The 16,337-nt window shown below is 44.2% G+C and carries 14 protein-coding genes and 1 pseudogene; 6 read left to right on the forward strand and 9 right to left on the reverse strand.

What is annotated here, in order from left to right:
- Window positions 1-22: 22 nt before the first annotated feature.
- Window positions 23-298, reverse strand: coding sequence for an HU family DNA-binding protein (locus SDE_RS20040; RefSeq protein WP_011470306.1), 276 nt, complete (start codon window positions 296-298; stop codon window positions 23-25).
- 135 nt (window positions 299-433) lie between these two features.
- Between SDE_RS20040 and ubiA the strand changes: the two genes are divergently transcribed.
- The 3 genes from ubiA to phoR all read left to right on the forward strand — a co-directional run bounded on the left by ubiA (window position 434) and on the right by phoR (window position 3,496).
- Window positions 434-1,333 (forward strand): 4-hydroxybenzoate octaprenyltransferase, encoded by a 900-nt coding sequence (ubiA, locus tag SDE_RS20045; RefSeq protein ID WP_011470307.1) that lies wholly within the window; start codon window positions 434-436, stop codon window positions 1,331-1,333.
- Window positions 1,334-1,451: 118 nt separating this feature from the next.
- Complete coding sequence (gene phoB, locus SDE_RS20050; protein ID WP_011470308.1) at window positions 1,452-2,156, forward strand: phosphate regulon transcriptional regulator PhoB; 705 nt, start codon at window positions 1,452-1,454, stop codon at window positions 2,154-2,156.
- A gap of 35 nt (window positions 2,157-2,191) precedes the next feature.
- Entirely contained in the window at window positions 2,192-3,496 is a 1,305-nt protein-coding gene (gene phoR / locus SDE_RS20055) for a phosphate regulon sensor histidine kinase PhoR (protein ID WP_011470309.1), read from the forward strand.
- Between the two features lie 13 nt (window positions 3,497-3,509).
- Here phoR and SDE_RS20060 read toward each other — a convergent pair whose 3' ends face one another.
- Complete coding sequence (locus SDE_RS20060) at window positions 3,510-4,001, reverse strand: YHS domain-containing (seleno)protein (protein WP_011470310.1); 492 nt, start codon at window positions 3,999-4,001, stop codon at window positions 3,510-3,512.
- 132 nt (window positions 4,002-4,133) lie between these two features.
- On the opposite strand from SDE_RS20060, the gene SDE_RS20065 reads away from it, so the two are divergent.
- The 3 genes from SDE_RS20065 to SDE_RS21670 all read left to right on the forward strand — a co-directional run bounded on the left by SDE_RS20065 (window position 4,134) and on the right by SDE_RS21670 (window position 7,676).
- The gene (locus SDE_RS20065) at window positions 4,134-5,384 is read left to right on the forward strand and encodes a GNAT family N-acetyltransferase (protein ID WP_011470311.1); all 1,251 of its coding nucleotides are present in this window, start codon (window positions 4,134-4,136) and stop codon (window positions 5,382-5,384) included.
- A 711-nt stretch (window positions 5,385-6,095) separates the two neighbouring features.
- Window positions 6,096-6,527, forward strand: coding sequence for a DUF4198 domain-containing protein (locus SDE_RS20070; RefSeq protein ID WP_143710931.1), 432 nt, complete (start codon window positions 6,096-6,098; stop codon window positions 6,525-6,527).
- Between the two features lie 3 nt (window positions 6,528-6,530).
- Entirely contained in the window at window positions 6,531-7,676 is a 1,146-nt protein-coding gene (locus SDE_RS21670) for a lipase family protein (RefSeq protein WP_011470313.1), read from the forward strand.
- Window positions 7,677-7,726: 50 nt separating this feature from the next.
- Here SDE_RS21670 and SDE_RS20080 read toward each other — a convergent pair whose 3' ends face one another.
- The 7 genes and pseudogenes from SDE_RS20080 to SDE_RS20115 form a co-directional block, all read right to left on the reverse strand.
- The gene (locus SDE_RS20080) at window positions 7,727-8,410 is read right to left on the reverse strand and encodes a hypothetical protein (protein ID WP_143710932.1); all 684 of its coding nucleotides are present in this window, start codon (window positions 8,408-8,410) and stop codon (window positions 7,727-7,729) included.
- A 565-nt stretch (window positions 8,411-8,975) separates the two neighbouring features.
- Window positions 8,976-10,649 (reverse strand): discoidin domain-containing protein, encoded by a 1,674-nt coding sequence (locus tag SDE_RS20090; RefSeq protein WP_011470315.1) that lies wholly within the window; start codon window positions 10,647-10,649, stop codon window positions 8,976-8,978.
- A 1,019-nt stretch (window positions 10,650-11,668) separates the two neighbouring features.
- Entirely contained in the window at window positions 11,669-12,700 is a 1,032-nt protein-coding gene (locus tag SDE_RS20095) for a hypothetical protein (protein WP_011470316.1), read from the reverse strand.
- Between the two features lie 247 nt (window positions 12,701-12,947).
- Window positions 12,948-13,679: a hypothetical protein gene (locus tag SDE_RS20100; RefSeq protein ID WP_143710933.1), complete on the reverse strand. Its 732-nt coding sequence runs from the start codon at window positions 13,677-13,679 to the stop codon at window positions 12,948-12,950.
- Window positions 13,680-13,759: 80 nt separating this feature from the next.
- Window positions 13,760-14,632: a DUF1444 family protein gene (locus SDE_RS20105; RefSeq protein WP_011470318.1), complete on the reverse strand. Its 873-nt coding sequence runs from the start codon at window positions 14,630-14,632 to the stop codon at window positions 13,760-13,762.
- Window positions 14,633-14,704: 72 nt separating this feature from the next.
- Window positions 14,705-15,517: pseudogene (gene lepB, locus SDE_RS21675) on the reverse strand (signal peptidase I).
- Window positions 15,518-15,731: 214 nt separating this feature from the next.
- Window positions 15,732-16,133: a GFA family protein gene (locus tag SDE_RS20115; protein ID WP_011470320.1), complete on the reverse strand. Its 402-nt coding sequence runs from the start codon at window positions 16,131-16,133 to the stop codon at window positions 15,732-15,734.
- Between the last annotated feature and the right edge of the window lie 204 nt (window positions 16,134-16,337).

The raw sequence follows: 16,337 nt of genomic DNA on the forward strand, positions 1-16,337 counted from the left end.
GCGGTAGGTGCATGTGCCAGTATTAATCCACTAGCGCATCTTTTAACTTTTTACCCGGTTTAAAGGCTGGCAGCACACTGGCTGCAATATTGATAGCAGCCCCCGTTTGCGGATTGCGACCTTGGCGCGCGGCGCGCTCGCGGGTAATAAACGAACCGAAGCCTACCAAGTTAACCGAATCTTTGCGCGCTAACGCGTTGGTAATATGGTCAAAAATGGCCGAAACCGCATCGTCGGCTTGCCTAGGTGAAAGGTCTGCGGCATTGGCCACGGCTTCAACAAGATCAGATTTACGCACTAGTAGATTCCTTTTAAATAAAAATACACATACAACACAGCTATTATTGGCCAAACCGTTAAGTTCACTCGCTGCGCAACCTATGCTTGTCAGGTTACACTACACGCTCTAATTGTAGATGACGAAAAGTAAATTATGACCGCAACCCGCAAATCCACTCGGCCATCCAAACCACTTAAAGCTACCCTTGTGGCTTATGCAAAACTTATGCGCTTAGATAGGCCCATAGGTATTTATTTAGTGCTCTGGCCTACACTGTGGAGCCTGTGGATAGCCGCAGATGGTTTGCCCGATTGGGATGTGTTGGTTATTTTTGTGCTGGGTGTAGTGCTTATGCGGTCTGCAGGCTGTGTAATTAACGATTTTGCCGACCGCAAGATAGACGGCCATGTGCGTCGCACAGCAAACCGCCCCCTAGTTACTGGGTTAATAACCCCCAAACAAGCGGTGCTATTTTTTGTGGCATTGCTGGTTATTGCGTTTATTTTGGTGCTATTTACCAACCCACTTACCATAAAGCTTTCGTTCGGCGGGGCGCTACTAGCCTTTTGCTACCCCTTTATGAAACGCTACACCCAGTTGCCACAAATAGTGTTGGGTGCCGCTTTTGCGTGGTCTATTCCTATGGCCTTCGCCGCACAAACCAACCAGCTACCCGAAGCCATTTGGGTGCTATATACCGCTGTTGTACTGTGGACAGTGGCCTACGACACCTTCTACGCAATGGCAGACAGAGAAGACGATTTAAAAATTGGGGTGAAGTCCACCGCTATCCTATTTGGCGATCAAGATCGCATCATAACCGCCTGTTTGCAGCTAATGGCACTGGTGGCTATGGCCATGGCAGGGGAGCGCTTTGGGCTAGGCTTTAGCTTTAAGGTGTCTTTATTGGTTGCAGGTGGTCTTTTTGCCTATCAACAATATTTAATTCGCAACCGCGAACCGAACGCGTGTTTTCGTGCATTTTTGCATAACAATTGGGTAGGTTTAGTGGTTTTTCTCGGCATTTTGGTGGACAAGCTCATAACAAACTAAACACCAAAATAATGAAATAAGTGCTGTGGTGTGCTATTTGTCATAAAACGGAAACAAAACCTTTAAATAATCAACCTACATTCCGTACTTTGTACAGACGAGAGTCAGGTTAGCTGTAATGATTGAAAAGACGATTTTAGTAGTTGATGACGAGCCGCCAATTCGCGACATGTTACGTGTTGCACTGGAAATGGCAGAATATGCGGTATTGGAAGCCGGGGACGCACAACAAGCACACAGCTTAATTGTCGATAAAAAACCCGACCTCATTTTATTAGACTGGATGCTGCCAGGCACAAGCGGTATTGAATTGGCCCGCCGCCTTAAGCGCGACGAAGTTACCAGTGAAATTCCTATTATTATGCTTACCGCCAAAGGCGAAGAGGATAATAAAGTACAAGGCTTAGAGGTGGGTGCCGACGATTACATCACCAAGCCCTTCTCACCACGTGAGCTAGTAGCGCGCCTAAAGGCCGTATTGCGTCGCACCGACTCAATGGGCATTAGCGAGCCTATTCAAGTAGAAGGCCTGTGCCTAGACCCTATAAGCCACCGCGTAACCATTAGCGATATGCCTGTGCAAATGGGCCCTACAGAATACCGCCTACTAGAATTCTTTCTTACCCACCAAGAACGCGTTTACACCCGCAACCAATTGCTCGACCACGTGTGGGGCGGCAATGTGTATGTAGAAGAACGCACGGTAGATGTTCACATTAGACGCTTGCGCAAAGCATTATCCCTTGAAGGCCACGACCGTTTTATTCAAACTGTGCGTGGTGCGGGTTACCGCTTTTCTAATAAGGTCGCTCTAAAGGCCTAACATCAACTGATGTTCGACTCACATTAAGTGCTTTTATGATACGCAGAGGTTTTGCCGTAGAGCTGCGCTGGTTTGTACTGTCTATGGCAGCCGCAGCCATAGTTGGCGTAGCAGTAGGCTATTTTTTGGCAGTAATGTGCTTAGCACTGCTGCTGTACGTGTGCTGGTTGTTTTACAACATCACCCGCTTAGAAGCTTGGATAATTGCAGCACGCCGCAAAACCAACCCGCGCAACGAGCTATATGGCATTTTTGGTGAAATAGCCGAAGACGTAGTGCTGCTGCGCAAACGCTACCAAAAAGAAAAGCTGCGTTTACAAGCGGTGGTTAGCCGAGTACAAGATATGACCTCGGCACTAACCGACGGCGTGGTGCTACTAGATTCGCTTGGTAATATTGAATGGTGGAACGAAGCCGCCAAGCAAATGTTCGACCTGCGCGATGTAGATCACGGCCACAAATTAACCAACATTATTCGCCACCCGCGTTTCGTAAAATACTTCGAAAACGGCAAATACGGCGACCCACTTGAGCTAGAAGGCATCCGCCACCCAGACCAACACCTGCAATTTCAAATACACCCCTTTGGCCAAGGTGAACGCCTTGTGGTGCTGCGCGACGTAACGCGCGTTTATAAACTCGAACAAATGCGCAAAGACTTTGTGGCCAACGTATCCCACGAGTTGCGTACACCCCTTACAGTGGTGCGTGGCTACATCGAAACACTGTCCGATGCGCCCAGCATACCGCCCGCGTGGGCACGCGCTCTAACCGCCATGCAGGGCCAATGTCAGCGCATGACCGCGCTTATCAACGACCTAATTACCCTAACCAAGCTAGAAACCGATGAGCGTGAAATACGGCAGGAAGCCGTCGACATAGGGCCACTTATTCAAACCATAATGAGCGATGCCCAAGCATTAAATGGCGAAAGCACGCACACGCTTATTCATAAAGGCGACGATAATTTGGTATTGCGCGGCAACGAGAAAGAGCTTCGCAGCGCCGTCTCTAACCTTGTGTTTAACGCTATGAAGTACTCGCCCGACGGCTGCAAAATTGAAGTGCAATACACCGCCAACGAGCACGATGTAGTTATTAGCGTAAGTGATACTGGCGTGGGCATAGACCCCAAACACCTACCGCGCCTAACCGAACGTTTTTACCGCGTAGACGGCGGCCGCGCCACCACCATGGGCGGCACAGGCCTTGGCTTAGCCATTGTTAAACACGTGCTGTTGCGCCACGATGCCCAATTGCGCATTAGCAGTAAAGTGGGCAAAGGCAGCACCTTTAGCTGCCACTTCCCCAAAGCTCGTTTAATTAAGCGCGCAAAATAAATAAACGCGGCAATTACTTACAATTGCCGCGCTCTTCACACACGGTAAGCACAGCCGGCCAGTTTGCATCGGCTTCGGCTATTTTTTTGTTCATATCTTTTTCCCAGCGCTTAAACGAAAAACGGCTGTAATTAAGGTACAACTTACCATTTACAATCTTCCAGCTATCTGGGCGAATACTGGTCACGTAACCGTGGGCCACGGCAAATGAACAATAGCCTCCATATTGTGGCGCGTAATTTTCTGGGTTTAATGTAAACAATGCCAAATTCTTTGCATTGGCGAATTTCCACGTTGCGCCATTCCAATTATAGGTAAACTCATCGCTGCCCTTTACCGCATCATCGCCCGGTTGCAGGCTGTAGTAAGCCACTACGTCGTAGCCCTTTATAGCCCCATGCTTAGCATGGGAATAAATAGGCGGGTCTGCCGCCAATGCACTCACCGAAAAACACAATAGCAACCACCAGTGCAACCCAAGTTTGCGCCCTATACCTAAACCCATTAGACAATCGCTCCTACAAAATTGTACAGTTAACAACGCCAGCTACTGCTGCGTTCATATCAGTATGGCTTTACGCCCTACACAAGCATAGACTCTGAGATTCACAATTGATGCTCGAAATGCAACGCCACTATGCAATATAAATTTATACCCAGTATTCACCACATAGATGCGCAAAGCTGGGACAGCTTATTTGCACAGAGCAACGGCTACCCGTTTGTACAGCATGCGTTTTTAGCCACACTAGAAAATACCGACTGCACCAATAAAGCCAGCGGCTGGCAGCCGCACCACCTAACGGTTACCAATAGCAGCGGCCAATTAGTAGCAGCACTGGTATTATTTTTAAAAAATCACTCCTACGGCGAATATGTATTCGACTGGAGCTGGGCCGACGCCTACGCACAAAACGGCTTAGATTATTACCCCAAATTCGTTAGCGCCATTCCCTTCACCCCCGCCACTGGGCCAAGGTTTGGTTTTGCCGAAACCCTAAGCGCAGAAGAAAAAAACAATTTAGCCAAAGCGATGGCCGACCACCTACAAGCGTTTAGCCAAGAGAAAAACATAAGTGGCGTGCATATTTTGTTTCCATCAATGGAACAATTTAATTTACCGCTCAACACAACCAACAACGTTGAAGAACCATTAGAAAGCCAATGGCAGCAACGCATAGGCTGCCAATACCAATGGTTTAACCAAGGTTACAGTAGCTTCGAACAATTTTTAGAATCTTTTAGTTCACGCAAACGCAAAAATGTAAAAAAAGAACGCGCAAAAGTAAGCCAGCAGAATATTACGCTAACCATGCGCAGTGCCGATGCTGTGCCATTAGAAGAGTGGGAAACATTCTACGCCCTTTACCATCACACCTACTTAAAACGCAGTGGCCGCTACGGCTACCTCACTAAAGCATTTTTTTTATCGCTGGCAAAAATATTTCCAACACAAGTACTACTTTGCCAAGCGTGGCGCGACCATGAAATGATTGCCGCTGCACTTTATTTTCGCGACAACACAACACTGTATGGCCGCTACTGGGGCGCAATGGAAGAACTAGACGGCCTGCACTTTGAAGCCTGCTACTACCAAGGCATAGAGTACGCCATTGCCAACGGCCTACAACGCTTCGACCCTGGCGCACAAGGCGAACACAAAATTCAACGCGGTTTTGTACCCGTAAAAACCAGCTCGCTACACTGGCTAGCCCACCCGGGCTTTCAACACGGCGTGGCTCAGTTTTTACAAAGCGAGACGCAACACATGCAGGGTTTTATGAAAGAGGCGAGAGAGTTGCTGCCGTTTAAGGAAGGGATTGAGCTGCCTGCGGAGGGGTGTTTGTTGGGAATAAGAGAGGAAGTTAAACAGAAAGCCTTCGAATAGCTGTAACCAAACTGGCCACTTAATCGCAAGCCGTCTTTATACTGATATAGATTTCTCCAAAATTCCAATACGCGATAGTTTATGAAGCCCCGTGCTTGTAACATACCCTAATCGATCTGGATTAATGTTAACTTACTGACCCGTGGAATAAAGTTAAAACAAGATATGGCTTTATAGCTACAAATTGTAATTGGGACTTAATATACAGTGGCAGCTGAAAAACCGGTATTATTAGCTCCTGATTTTTAGCAGAAACTGCTACTTAAAACCCTACCCCCGAGAGCAATACTTGGTTCAAATTTTCACCATGTTGCTAGTGGGCGCCAGTTAATGCGAACTAGCTCTTAAAATTACATTTAGCTAAACCCCCAACGTATCTCACTCACGCAACCTATGGCATATTACGCTGTATTGATTTCTATTTGATACTACCCCAAGGCAGGAGAGCCTTTCAGACTAACGAACCAGTAACACTTCTCTAATATCGGCTAAACGTTAAATTATTCGCCTTGCTATTTGCATATGGCATATGCCATAAACTCATGCCGATAAAATATGAAATCAACTAACAACAACCGAATAAAATGTTAAACGTAAATATTCTTCGTCATATAGCACGGCAACAAACAGGGAAGTATTATGCCCTCAATATTAGTCCATGGGCTATTAATCGTCGCGATAGGCTTACTACTAAACATTAAGGAGATGGATTTGGGATTACTGCTAAAGGAAAAGGTATGCATCGCAAGTGGCATATCAGGGGTTATCCTGCGAAACGGACAGCCTGTACCCGATTTAATCGTCAGAAGAAAGCTGAGCTGGAAGTCAGAAAACTGGGACGAAATTGAAGAGATAAAAACGGACCCAAAAGGTAAATTCAGCTTTTCTACTCGCTGGGAAAAAATTCGGTTTAAATTTATGACTCAACCCGCATTCATTACCGAAATAGATGTGCAGGATGATTCATTAGTAGAGCCCATTATATTTTCAACCACAAAACTGGCCATAGAAGAATATGCTGAATTCGATGGGATTCCCAATAATTTTAAATGCGAGCTTACCGATGAAATTAGAAAAGTAGATACAAAGTACGGATTTATTGGTACCAACTGCTATTGGGATTTAACCAACAAGGAAGATTAAACGATGGGATTCGTTACACCAGATTTTGCCGCAACACTTGCCACATCAGCATACTCAGTGAACAATGATTTTCAGTTAAAAGTCTTATTAAAAGATGAAAACTTCTCTAAAAATATGGCAGCACGCTCTATTGTTAGCGCAACAGTGGGTAGTCGCTTAATTAAAGTAAAAGATGCTTTTGCTTTGTTCATACGAGGGACTGGAGATTTCGAAAAGGATGCATTTCTTCTATTCAGAGGAACAACCGGCAGAAAGGGCGGAGCAGATGTTATTACCGATATCCGAGCAGGCTTAACAATTTCTAGCTCAGGGTCTTTTGTACACTCTGGATTTAACCAAGTATTTACAAGTCTTAAGAATGAAGTTGACCGGTTCCTGAAAGAGCATTCCGACCTGATAAATATTCACTGCGTAGGGCATAGTTTAGGCGGAGCAGTGGCTAGTATTGCAGCCGACTGGATTAAGAACACCTTTCCAGTAAAAGTGAAATTGTACACCTTTGGCTGCCCAAGAATAGGCCTAGGAATAGACGGCTTCGCCCAAGCTACAACCATGAGGCTTGGTAAAGAGAACATCCACAGAGTATTTCATTCCAACGATGCCGTCACCATGGTTCCTGTATTCCCCTATACCCACGCTCCTGTTCCCAATGGTGCGCATGGCATTGGAAACGGTAACCTGCCAATTAGTGTAACAGCTCATTTTATGAAGGGTTATGCGGATTCAGTATCTGGTAAAAAATGGGAAAACTTGAACGATATGCCAGAAACATCCTTAAGTATTAACTCTATTAAGCAATGGCTATCCAGCGCTAGCGAAGTAAACGCCGCAGACGCGAGCGTATGGCATAAATTTAATTACGCATTAGCATTTATAATTCAAGGCTCTTTGATAAAAGTTCAGGCCCCATTTATAGGTGGCTTAACCCTAGCAGACCACTTGGCCATGCTACTACTTAAAGTGGTCGCACTAAGTTCGGAATTTGCCAACTGGGTTTTTCTACTAATTCGAAAAATGATGAAGATGCTTGGGATGGCCGCACTAAAAACAGCCGAAGAACTAACTGAAACACTTATGCGTAACGTACTTACGCGAATTATGCTACGTATAAATAATGAAGTTAGGAAGGCCTTAAACAGTTTATTTTAAAAACTTCTGGCACTCTTGAACCACTTAAGAGTGCCTACACTTCGCTGCGCTTATTCATTAAACGGACAATCATTGCGAACAAACACACGCTCATAGGCCAAATTTAGTTCGGGAATTTTGTCTTTATGCCTTTCGTTTAGCACTGTGTACAGCGGCTCGGGTTTACCCAGTTGCACTTGGCCTATAAATTCCTCCAAACCTAACGATGTAACAATTTCCTTTCCGTCTTGAGTCCACAATACATAATCGCCTCGGCCTGCATTAAGCATTTTAAATGCGGAATCTAAAGTAACTACAGAGTTCAGCATAGCAAAGCCTTGCTTTTTATATTTATCGTAATAATGCACGCCAATAATCGGTATCATCATATGCTTGCGCATATTTTCGGGTGTGACTTTTTTGCCGTCTAACCGGTAGTAAATCCACTTTTCTACAGCAAGCACGGGCGTGGAGATATAAACAACATTTTTAGCACTATCTATTGCGGCTTTTACCCTTAGCAGGTCTACATCAATGACGACGGCTTGAACTGATTGGTAGTTGCGTTCAATGGGTAGCTCTACCACATTCAGGTCGTAACCGGCCAACTTGAAAGCACACTCCACCTTACCCATGGAGAAGTCTCTAAAAGTAACTAAGTCTGGCGCCACACCTACTTTTAATGTGTCTGCATTCGCATATTGAAGCAGAGTAAAAGCGAGTAAAAGCCGGATAACTTTAAAGTGCATATTCAAAGCGCATATACCATCCTATGGACCATTTTTATCTTCACAGCTAATAGTGTGCCAAGAAACCAGAATATGCATATATGGCCCCTAAGACATTTATTAGCATAGCCTATATGAGGCTATTTTTCTTCTATATATTCGAGCACTACCCCCCCTAAAACCAGTAATAAAAAGATCAAAGACTCGTTAATATAGAAACAGCAATCATCAAGAAGGGCCCGGCGAGCCAAGTAATTAAACTGACTAATTTGGTTGTGCAATAACTCGCGCCATTCAAAGCAATATTTTTCTTTCCAAATATAAGTATCGATGCTTGTTCCAGTGTGTGGCACAAGCCATATGGAAGTACAACCCTATTCACTTTCCTCACTCTCCTCACAACGAGCTAAATTAAAGGGTTACAAGAAATACCGCAGTAGACTTATTGTATTGCATATTAACTGCAAACTTCGCAGCATACTTTACCTGTATTAAAGTTTAGATACTTAAGCTTCTTTCTCTAATACCAGCTAATAAAAGAGTAAACACCTAAACGATGCTTACTCTTTTAACATGGTAATAAATGTTTAATTTATTGTACGTTGTAAATACTCAACTCGTGAATGGACCACCAGTGTGAGCTATCCGAGCCAGCCTGAGCTATAAGTACATAGCGAGCGGTCACGCTGGGGAAATCTATTACCGTTACTCCGCTACTATCTCCTGCACCGGTTGCCACTGGGCTGCCCCAATTAGAACCATCGTTAGAGACATAAAGTTCATAATTGCGAGGGTGATCATCGTCACTCGCTGCGGAATCTAAAACAATACGGCTAAAGGTTTGCACAGTGCTCAGGTCAATTTCGAACGTCTGACCATCGCGCTGGGTCTGGCCCGTGGTCCATCGTGTAGACTGGTTATTATCTATGGCATTGCCAGCCGCGCTATTTCGCCTGTTCGCGGCTAGAGACCAGGGAGTGCTATCGAGTAGCTCTATAGTCGGTTGTGGGTTATCTGAAGGCTCACCAAAAATATTTAAGTTGTGTATAGACCACCAATAGTGTCCGTCACCTCCCGTCTGCTCTATTTTAACGAAGCGAGCGCTTACTGGAGTAAATTCTATTGTTGTGGACGCGCTTACTGCAGCGCCAGAAGCGATAGCGCTCCCCCAGTTTGAGCCATCGTTCGATACATAAACGGCGTAACCCCGCGGATAGTCATTGGCACTGCCTGCTGAATCCAGCTCAATGGCCGCTAGCGTGTTGAGTTCTCCTAAATCTACCTCAAAACTCTGCCCTGCTCGTTGGCTTTGTGCTGTATCCCACCGCGTATTGGGTGAAGAGTCGATAGCGAATTCGGCTTCTGCGCCATTTACCGATGCAGAAACTGTCCAGTCACTTCTATCTAATGCCGGGTACTCTGGCTCTGGCGGAATTGGCCCAGAATTGAATATGTTAAATTCATGAATGGACCACCAACGGTTAGATGAGCTGCCGGTTTGTAAAATTCTTAAGTAGCGAGTGGTAACAGTATCTAGCTCGATAGTTGTAGTGGAGCCGTTACCGGCTCCCGTCACCACTGGTACTCCCCAGTCGCTGCCATTTGATGAAATGTAAACCTCGTAAGCCCTTGGGTAATCTTCTGGGTTCTCGGTGGTAGCAAGTACTATTGAATCGAAAGTTAGCGCGTCTTGAAAATCAATATCAAAATACTGACCTGGCGATTGAAACACACCCGTCGCCCAGCGCGTACTCGCCAAGCCATCAAGCGCCAGTTGCGCGCTACCAGAACCGTTTGAGGCACTCACTTCCCAAGCATCCCTATTAAGCCCGCCATCTGGCCATGGCCCGTAAACGCTAACCAAATCCCATTTAGGCCCAATCACATCACACCCTGCCGAGCCAATATCCACTCGGCCTGGGCACCCCGCTTCATCGGCAGCATCGTTGGCGGGCCCGTTACCACACTGAATGTCGTTAAATGGAATACGTCCATTCGTTGCCCCCTCACCAAGCACGGCTTTGATGTCGGTACATATATCGACAACGTTAAGCTCGCCAATGGGAGTAGGTGCTGTTTTGGCGCTTAGCCCATGATCATAATTACTGGAATTACAGTAGCAAACTCCATTCACAGAATAGCTGTCCTCCCAGTTGGGTGCTGGGTTCCACTGCGCGTAAGCCGAGCCCGAGACAACGCCCGCTAGGCCCAACAAGAACCCAGAAATAGAGCGGGTAAGATTTGGTTGAACAGAGATGTGTAGCATTATTATTTGCCTCTTTAGAGTCGATGACGAATATGTTTTTCTGTGTCTTCATAAGCTCACTGCGCGACTATTGATCATATACACATTAATTTCTGCAACGCTGTTCACGCTTGCCTCAAACAAAAATAACTTTGTTCAAATGTTAGAAGTTCAGCAACTTTTTAGCAGGCGCGTTAAAGAACATGTTGGAAACTATTTATTCTGTGCGTCTAAATTTACTCGTTCCCAAGCTCCTGCGTGGGAACGCCTACCCAACCTGCCACAATTCGTAGTCTTATTTGCGCCTCATTGGGTTTATGCAAAATCGTTAACGCTCTACTCCATACCTTACAACTTTCAATACAAGGTTGGGCTCTAGGTTTGTGCTTGTTTGGAATTAGCAAATCACTGCTATCTTGTTCTACTAAGCAATGCGCTGAATAATGACATCGTCCGACTCACAAATGGACGGCAAAGAATTTCATTTAATATCTAGCTGAGCGAAATTTGAGGGAAATTCTGCAGTAACTGGCGTTTTATAAAAATTTCATAAAGGTTGTTGCGCCTATTAATTTTGGTAAGAAGGGGGCGCCAGAATTAACTCAATGATTGAGAGGATGTAGCAGAAAGTTGAACACATTCACCTAAGCCCAGTTAAGAAGGGTGATGCCGATTAAGCCGAGCATTGGCGTTATTCCAGCGCTATGTATTATACTGGTTCGGCTGGGTTTTTTTATGTTTACGCAGGTTGGTAGATTCGTAGGCATTCCCACGCGGGAGCGTGGGAACGAGGGTTTTTATTCTTTGAGAATATAAGCGGGGATTATTTGGTACTACGCCCTGCTACTGCTAGGACATACATATTTTTTATCTGTCCAAACCCAAAGAATATGGCAGATATTTTTTGAAGCTGTGATGGGTATTGCCATTATCAGCGTGGAATTAGGGTGATGTGAAAGCAGGTAATCGTAAAAGTAAAAATTTATATACGCCAAACCAACCACATCCAAACCTAATTCAATTTTCCTTCTACAAACCAATTACAAAGGCATATACACACCGGTTTTAATGGGCTTTTCCATGCTCGCTAATTTTTTGGCTTTAATATTTAAACTCTGTAGTAAAAGCTGAAAAGCACTAATAGGGTCTACAAGCTCTTTATTGTTATGCTCAAATCCCTCTATTACCAGCTCTTGTGCATCTGTAAGCTCACCAGCTAGGTCATATACTCCAGAGATCAATTCATCAACCCCCATTTTTTCGTTTATATATACAAGCTTATCTCTTATTTTTTCCCACTGACTTGCACTTAAGCCCGATCTTTCAGCAAACCGTCTACGCGCTTTATTTACGTGTACCTCTATAGAATATTTTTTCCCGTATTCTATTAGGTCACACATTAATTCATCGTTCACATCTACCCCAACAGCGGCTAGTGTCTGCTGTGTTTTCTCACTGGTCAGTTGCTCCTCACGCCAGCCCCATTCGGCAATATCCTCATAGCATTCCAGAAAGAACTCCTTTGGGTCATTAATTTTTTGAAGCTTGCCACCTTCTGGGATATTCGCTTTAAGCGCTTTCACCAAGCCTAATATAGAATCAGATTGCACATAAGAGATATTATGCCCTGCAGGGCGACTTTCGTATTCAGCGTGAGGGTTTGAAGTAACACATACACTTCCAGACGCAAGCTTGCAGCCAACCTCATAAAAAAACGAGACATTGTTTTTGTCTTGCTCTGAAGCTGCCTCATAAATCACAGCCATAGCCTGGCCTTTAATATTCCAAATAGAGAGCTTAACAATTGCGCTGCCCATATAGACACAAAAATAACCTGTGTGGCCCGCCCCTATTTTTTTAAGCTCCGCCTCCATAAAGCCGAGCCGTTCTTTCTCTTTCCAGTCATCAACAACCGCGGGCTCCAACTCCATATCCTGAGCGGGTAACACAGACATAGCCACTACGGTATCCGTGTTCGCCTGTCGTTTTACAAACCGGTATATTTTCCAACCGTAAAACGCCACCACAACCAGTACCAACAAGAATATAACACCGAGTATTTGCAAAAACATAAAACTCCCTAACAACAAAAATAATCCATAGGATTCAATTAGAAGTAATTTAAATAATTTTTAATATAGATACAAAGCCAGCTAACGCTAGCCTCTAACTGGAAGGTTAAACATCCAAGCAGTCACTTAAATAAGCACAATGGTGGGCACCGCCCACCTGAACATAACTTTAAAATAGCACGCTTTCTAATTCAGTACCTACCGAGCTACATTTTAACGCTTGGTGACACTCGCTATTAGCTACAACTTAGTAATCTGGCGAAAAGAATGAACTAATATTGCTTGGAATTATGTGGTAACTATATGGGATATACATAGCCAACTGTACTGGACCAACCCTAACCCACTGCACCGGCTGATCCAAACCTTGCATAATTACGCGATAATCTTTACCTAACGCAGATGTCGTAGTATTTACATCTTTAGCGACCAACTCTATTATATTGCTTCTATACTGATGAGGGTTAACCACGCTAACATCAGGCTCATCATATGCAATTAATTCCGTGCGCCCTTCAACGGGTACGGACTCTGTAAAAGCGGTAAGTTTTGCTAGCAGCTTCTCTGGGCTTTCTAAATTCTTGGGTATATTCGTTTTAGCCCGTACTTTTACTTGGCTTGTATCTGGCCTGTCACCAGATACAATTTCTATAGAAGAATCTACAGATACTAATGGCAGAACAAAGCCATTTTTAACGATGCTCAACTCAATATCCTTTTGCGCTTTGGCTATGGATAGTGCGTTTTGTAGAGTTTTTAATATTTCCTTTTCCCTTATCTCCTCGTTTCTTGAATCATTTAATACTGTAACTTCAAGAAGCAAGAAGTCTGCCTGCCTTCTGAATACCACACCGGGCAGCTCATCACCAGAGGCGCGCATTCCAGTAACAATCACCTCCTCAACGGCTTGTGCCACCGCCAAGGAACCAACAAATAATGAAAGCATCGACAAAATTACACAACAAATAGTATTCCTCAAAACCGACTCCTTATAAATTCAAACACCACATAAACAACAGAAAGATAGCGAATTATTTTCGTTGCCATCCTTTGCTAGAGCTAAAACCGAGACCACTTACCGTCTAGATACTTATAACCAAAGGGCGATATAGCATAACCAAGTTCCCTGTACCCTCGGGCAGCAATGCTCGACGCCATGTCAATAGCTTTCGAATCGTTTGAACCAACAATAAGCACAACATTTCTAGCGGGAATAAACACTACAGGTTCACCATCAATTTCGAGAGTTAAGCGTTTTAAGTAGCCAAACCCCATAAGAATAGAGGCTTCATAATTTTCATCCGCGAAAAAGAGGTATGCTCGGCCATTTCCTTTAGTATCAATTTCACGTAATTGTGCTTCAATTTTAAAGTAGTAGCTCTCAATATTTTTACTGGCAATATCTCGAATAGAATCCTTTATACCGTGTTTTTCAACCTCTTTAGGCGATACAAAACGCATACTATCAGCAGAATCAAACACATACATTAAGTATAGGTCTTCATTTAATTTCTCGTAAAAAAGTGGAATATCATCTTTATCGTATCCTGCTTCTTTAAGTTGCGCTATAGACGATTCAATGTAGGTATATGGTTTTATGACAGGCAGTATGCTTTTTACATCACTATTAGACAAAGTTTTTTTCTGGTTTTTTATCGACTCTAGTTGATCATTAAAAATAAGTTTAATATCCCGACCTCCTGATAAGTAAACGTCGTAGGCATTATCTAAGTATATATTTAATTCGTAGCCCTCCATGCCGCCTGCATGTAGATGAAGATCACCTACAACGCTAAATTCTGAATCCTTAACCTTCTCTTCCAGGTACCGATTAAATTCCAACGTAAATTCATGCTTAGATATAAGTGGCTTACCGGCATATACACACACCGGTAGTAATAGCGCCAACACCAAAACTATTTTTATTCTCATCCTTTCCTCAATGCCTCCAATTAAAGCCCTAAAGCCAAACTAAACAACTATTACGTTAACTATTAATATACGCTACCAATGGCGCACCACTTTACCAACCATGTTCGCTTCAGGCACCATTCCCCAAAGGCGGCTATCCCGCGAATTATTTCAGTTATCACCCATCACAAAATAGTGTCCAGGCGGCACTAAAACTTCGTAATTCCTATATCGAAATGGAGGGCCTAAATATTTCACGGTGTAATGTTGCTCACCAATTGATTCAGAAAATAAGCCAGCCTCTACTTCTTTCGAGACGATTTCGCCATTTATTGTCAAATTAGCACCATCTAATCGAACCTCATCGCCAGGTATTCCGATTATTCTTTCAATATATATGCGAGTTTCGCCAGGCGGATAAAGTGCAACTATTTCTCCTGATTTGGGTTTATTGTTAGGGTTATCTGAGCGGAATAAGCTCACACCCCAGGTTCCATAATTCCCATAACCAGACTTCTTCACCAGAATATAGTCACCAGGCATTAACGTAGGCGACATGGATTCAGAGGGTATACTGAAAGGCTCATATAAAAATGAACGCGCAGCAAAGCTAAGTAATGCTACCGCAAGGGGGATAGTTAGCGCACCCCACCAATAATTATAAAACTTGTGTTTAACCACATTGGTTTCGCTTTGCGCAATCCTTAATGCATGTACTGTAGCTACGATGGCTAAGACCAACCCCAGCCCGCCTAATCCAAAATAACGCTGGGCGTAGTAATCACCTACTGCCGTAACAATAAGCACCAAAAGGTAAATTAACGCTAACCAGCCCCGTGATAAATACAGGAAAGCCAGTGGAGGAATAAAAAAGGCCAAACAACCTACAAATATTTTCCTTAACACTTTATGTCCTTTTAGGCTTGAACGTTTATTTATGGCCGCTTTTTAATATGCCTTTTTGCTGCTATGTTCCATTCGAGTTGTTTAACAAAGTCCCCTCCGACGTTTACGAAAGGGGATAAACTAATCCTATATGCAGAAGCAGCCGTAGTCCCGCAAAAGCTTGCCCCTTACTTATTTGAGGTGATTCAGAAAGTAAGCAGAGCGTCAATACTCGTCACTCTGGCAGAGTATCAAACTTTGGTAGCAAATCTAATTCTTTAACCCAACCAGCTTTGCTAGATGTAAATATATTAGCCGTTGGCGATATTTTAATATCTGTATCTAAACAACCCGCTGGCACGGCGAGCATGCCAGCATCGTGAGTACTTGGTAGCGCCGAACCACAACACCCACAAAAAGCTTTTTTGTGGCGGGTACCAGGCAGGGTAAACGTAACCACCTCTTCAGCCCCAGCCAACCAAACTAGCTTAGCTGATTGTGCAAATAAATTTGCCGCGTGAGCGGAACCAGTATCCTTCTGGCAGTACCTACAGTGGCACAGAAAAAAGCTCTCGAACTCGCCTTGTACTTCAAACTTAACACCACCGCAAAGGCAAGAACCCAAATATTCGGCCATAAGCCCTCCGATTCAAAAGTTGTAAACACAGCATTTCGCCCATGACCGGGGCGAGAAATTCAGAGGTCCAGCACGCTATACGCACCATAGCTTTAAAAATATTTTCTCCCTTTTACAAAGGAGGCTAGAACGATAATAGCGATACACAGGCGATCTGTGAAGCAGTGAATTACCCGTATAGCCTCCCCTTACTACAGCTAAAAC

Origin of the sequence: Saccharophagus degradans 2-40 (assembly GCF_000013665.1) — a bacterium.
GTDB lineage: Bacteria > Pseudomonadota > Gammaproteobacteria > Pseudomonadales > Cellvibrionaceae > Saccharophagus > Saccharophagus degradans.

Excerpts from the sequence above, each read along its gene's own strand:
- ubiA (WP_011470307.1), top strand. The coding sequence starts at position 434 with ATGACCGCAACCCGCAAATCCACTCGGCCATCCAAACCACTTAAAGCT.
- phoB (WP_011470308.1), top strand. The coding sequence starts at position 1,452 with ATGATTGAAAAGACGATTTTAGTAGTTGATGACGAGCCGCCAATTCGC.
- phoR (WP_011470309.1), top strand. The coding sequence starts at position 2,192 with ATGATACGCAGAGGTTTTGCCGTAGAGCTGCGCTGGTTTGTACTGTCT.
- SDE_RS20060 (WP_011470310.1), bottom strand. The coding sequence starts at position 4,001 with ATGGGTTTAGGTATAGGGCGCAAACTTGGGTTGCACTGGTGGTTGCTA.
- SDE_RS20065 (WP_011470311.1), top strand. The coding sequence starts at position 4,134 with ATGCAATATAAATTTATACCCAGTATTCACCACATAGATGCGCAAAGC.
- SDE_RS21670 (WP_011470313.1), top strand. The coding sequence starts at position 6,531 with ATGGGATTCGTTACACCAGATTTTGCCGCAACACTTGCCACATCAGCA.
- SDE_RS20090 (WP_011470315.1), bottom strand. The coding sequence starts at position 10,649 with ATGCTACACATCTCTGTTCAACCAAATCTTACCCGCTCTATTTCTGGG.
- SDE_RS20095 (WP_011470316.1), bottom strand. The coding sequence starts at position 12,700 with ATGTTTTTGCAAATACTCGGTGTTATATTCTTGTTGGTACTGGTTGTG.
- SDE_RS20105 (WP_011470318.1), bottom strand. The coding sequence starts at position 14,632 with ATGAGAATAAAAATAGTTTTGGTGTTGGCGCTATTACTACCGGTGTGT.
- SDE_RS20115 (WP_011470320.1), bottom strand. The coding sequence starts at position 16,133 with ATGGCCGAATATTTGGGTTCTTGCCTTTGCGGTGGTGTTAAGTTTGAA.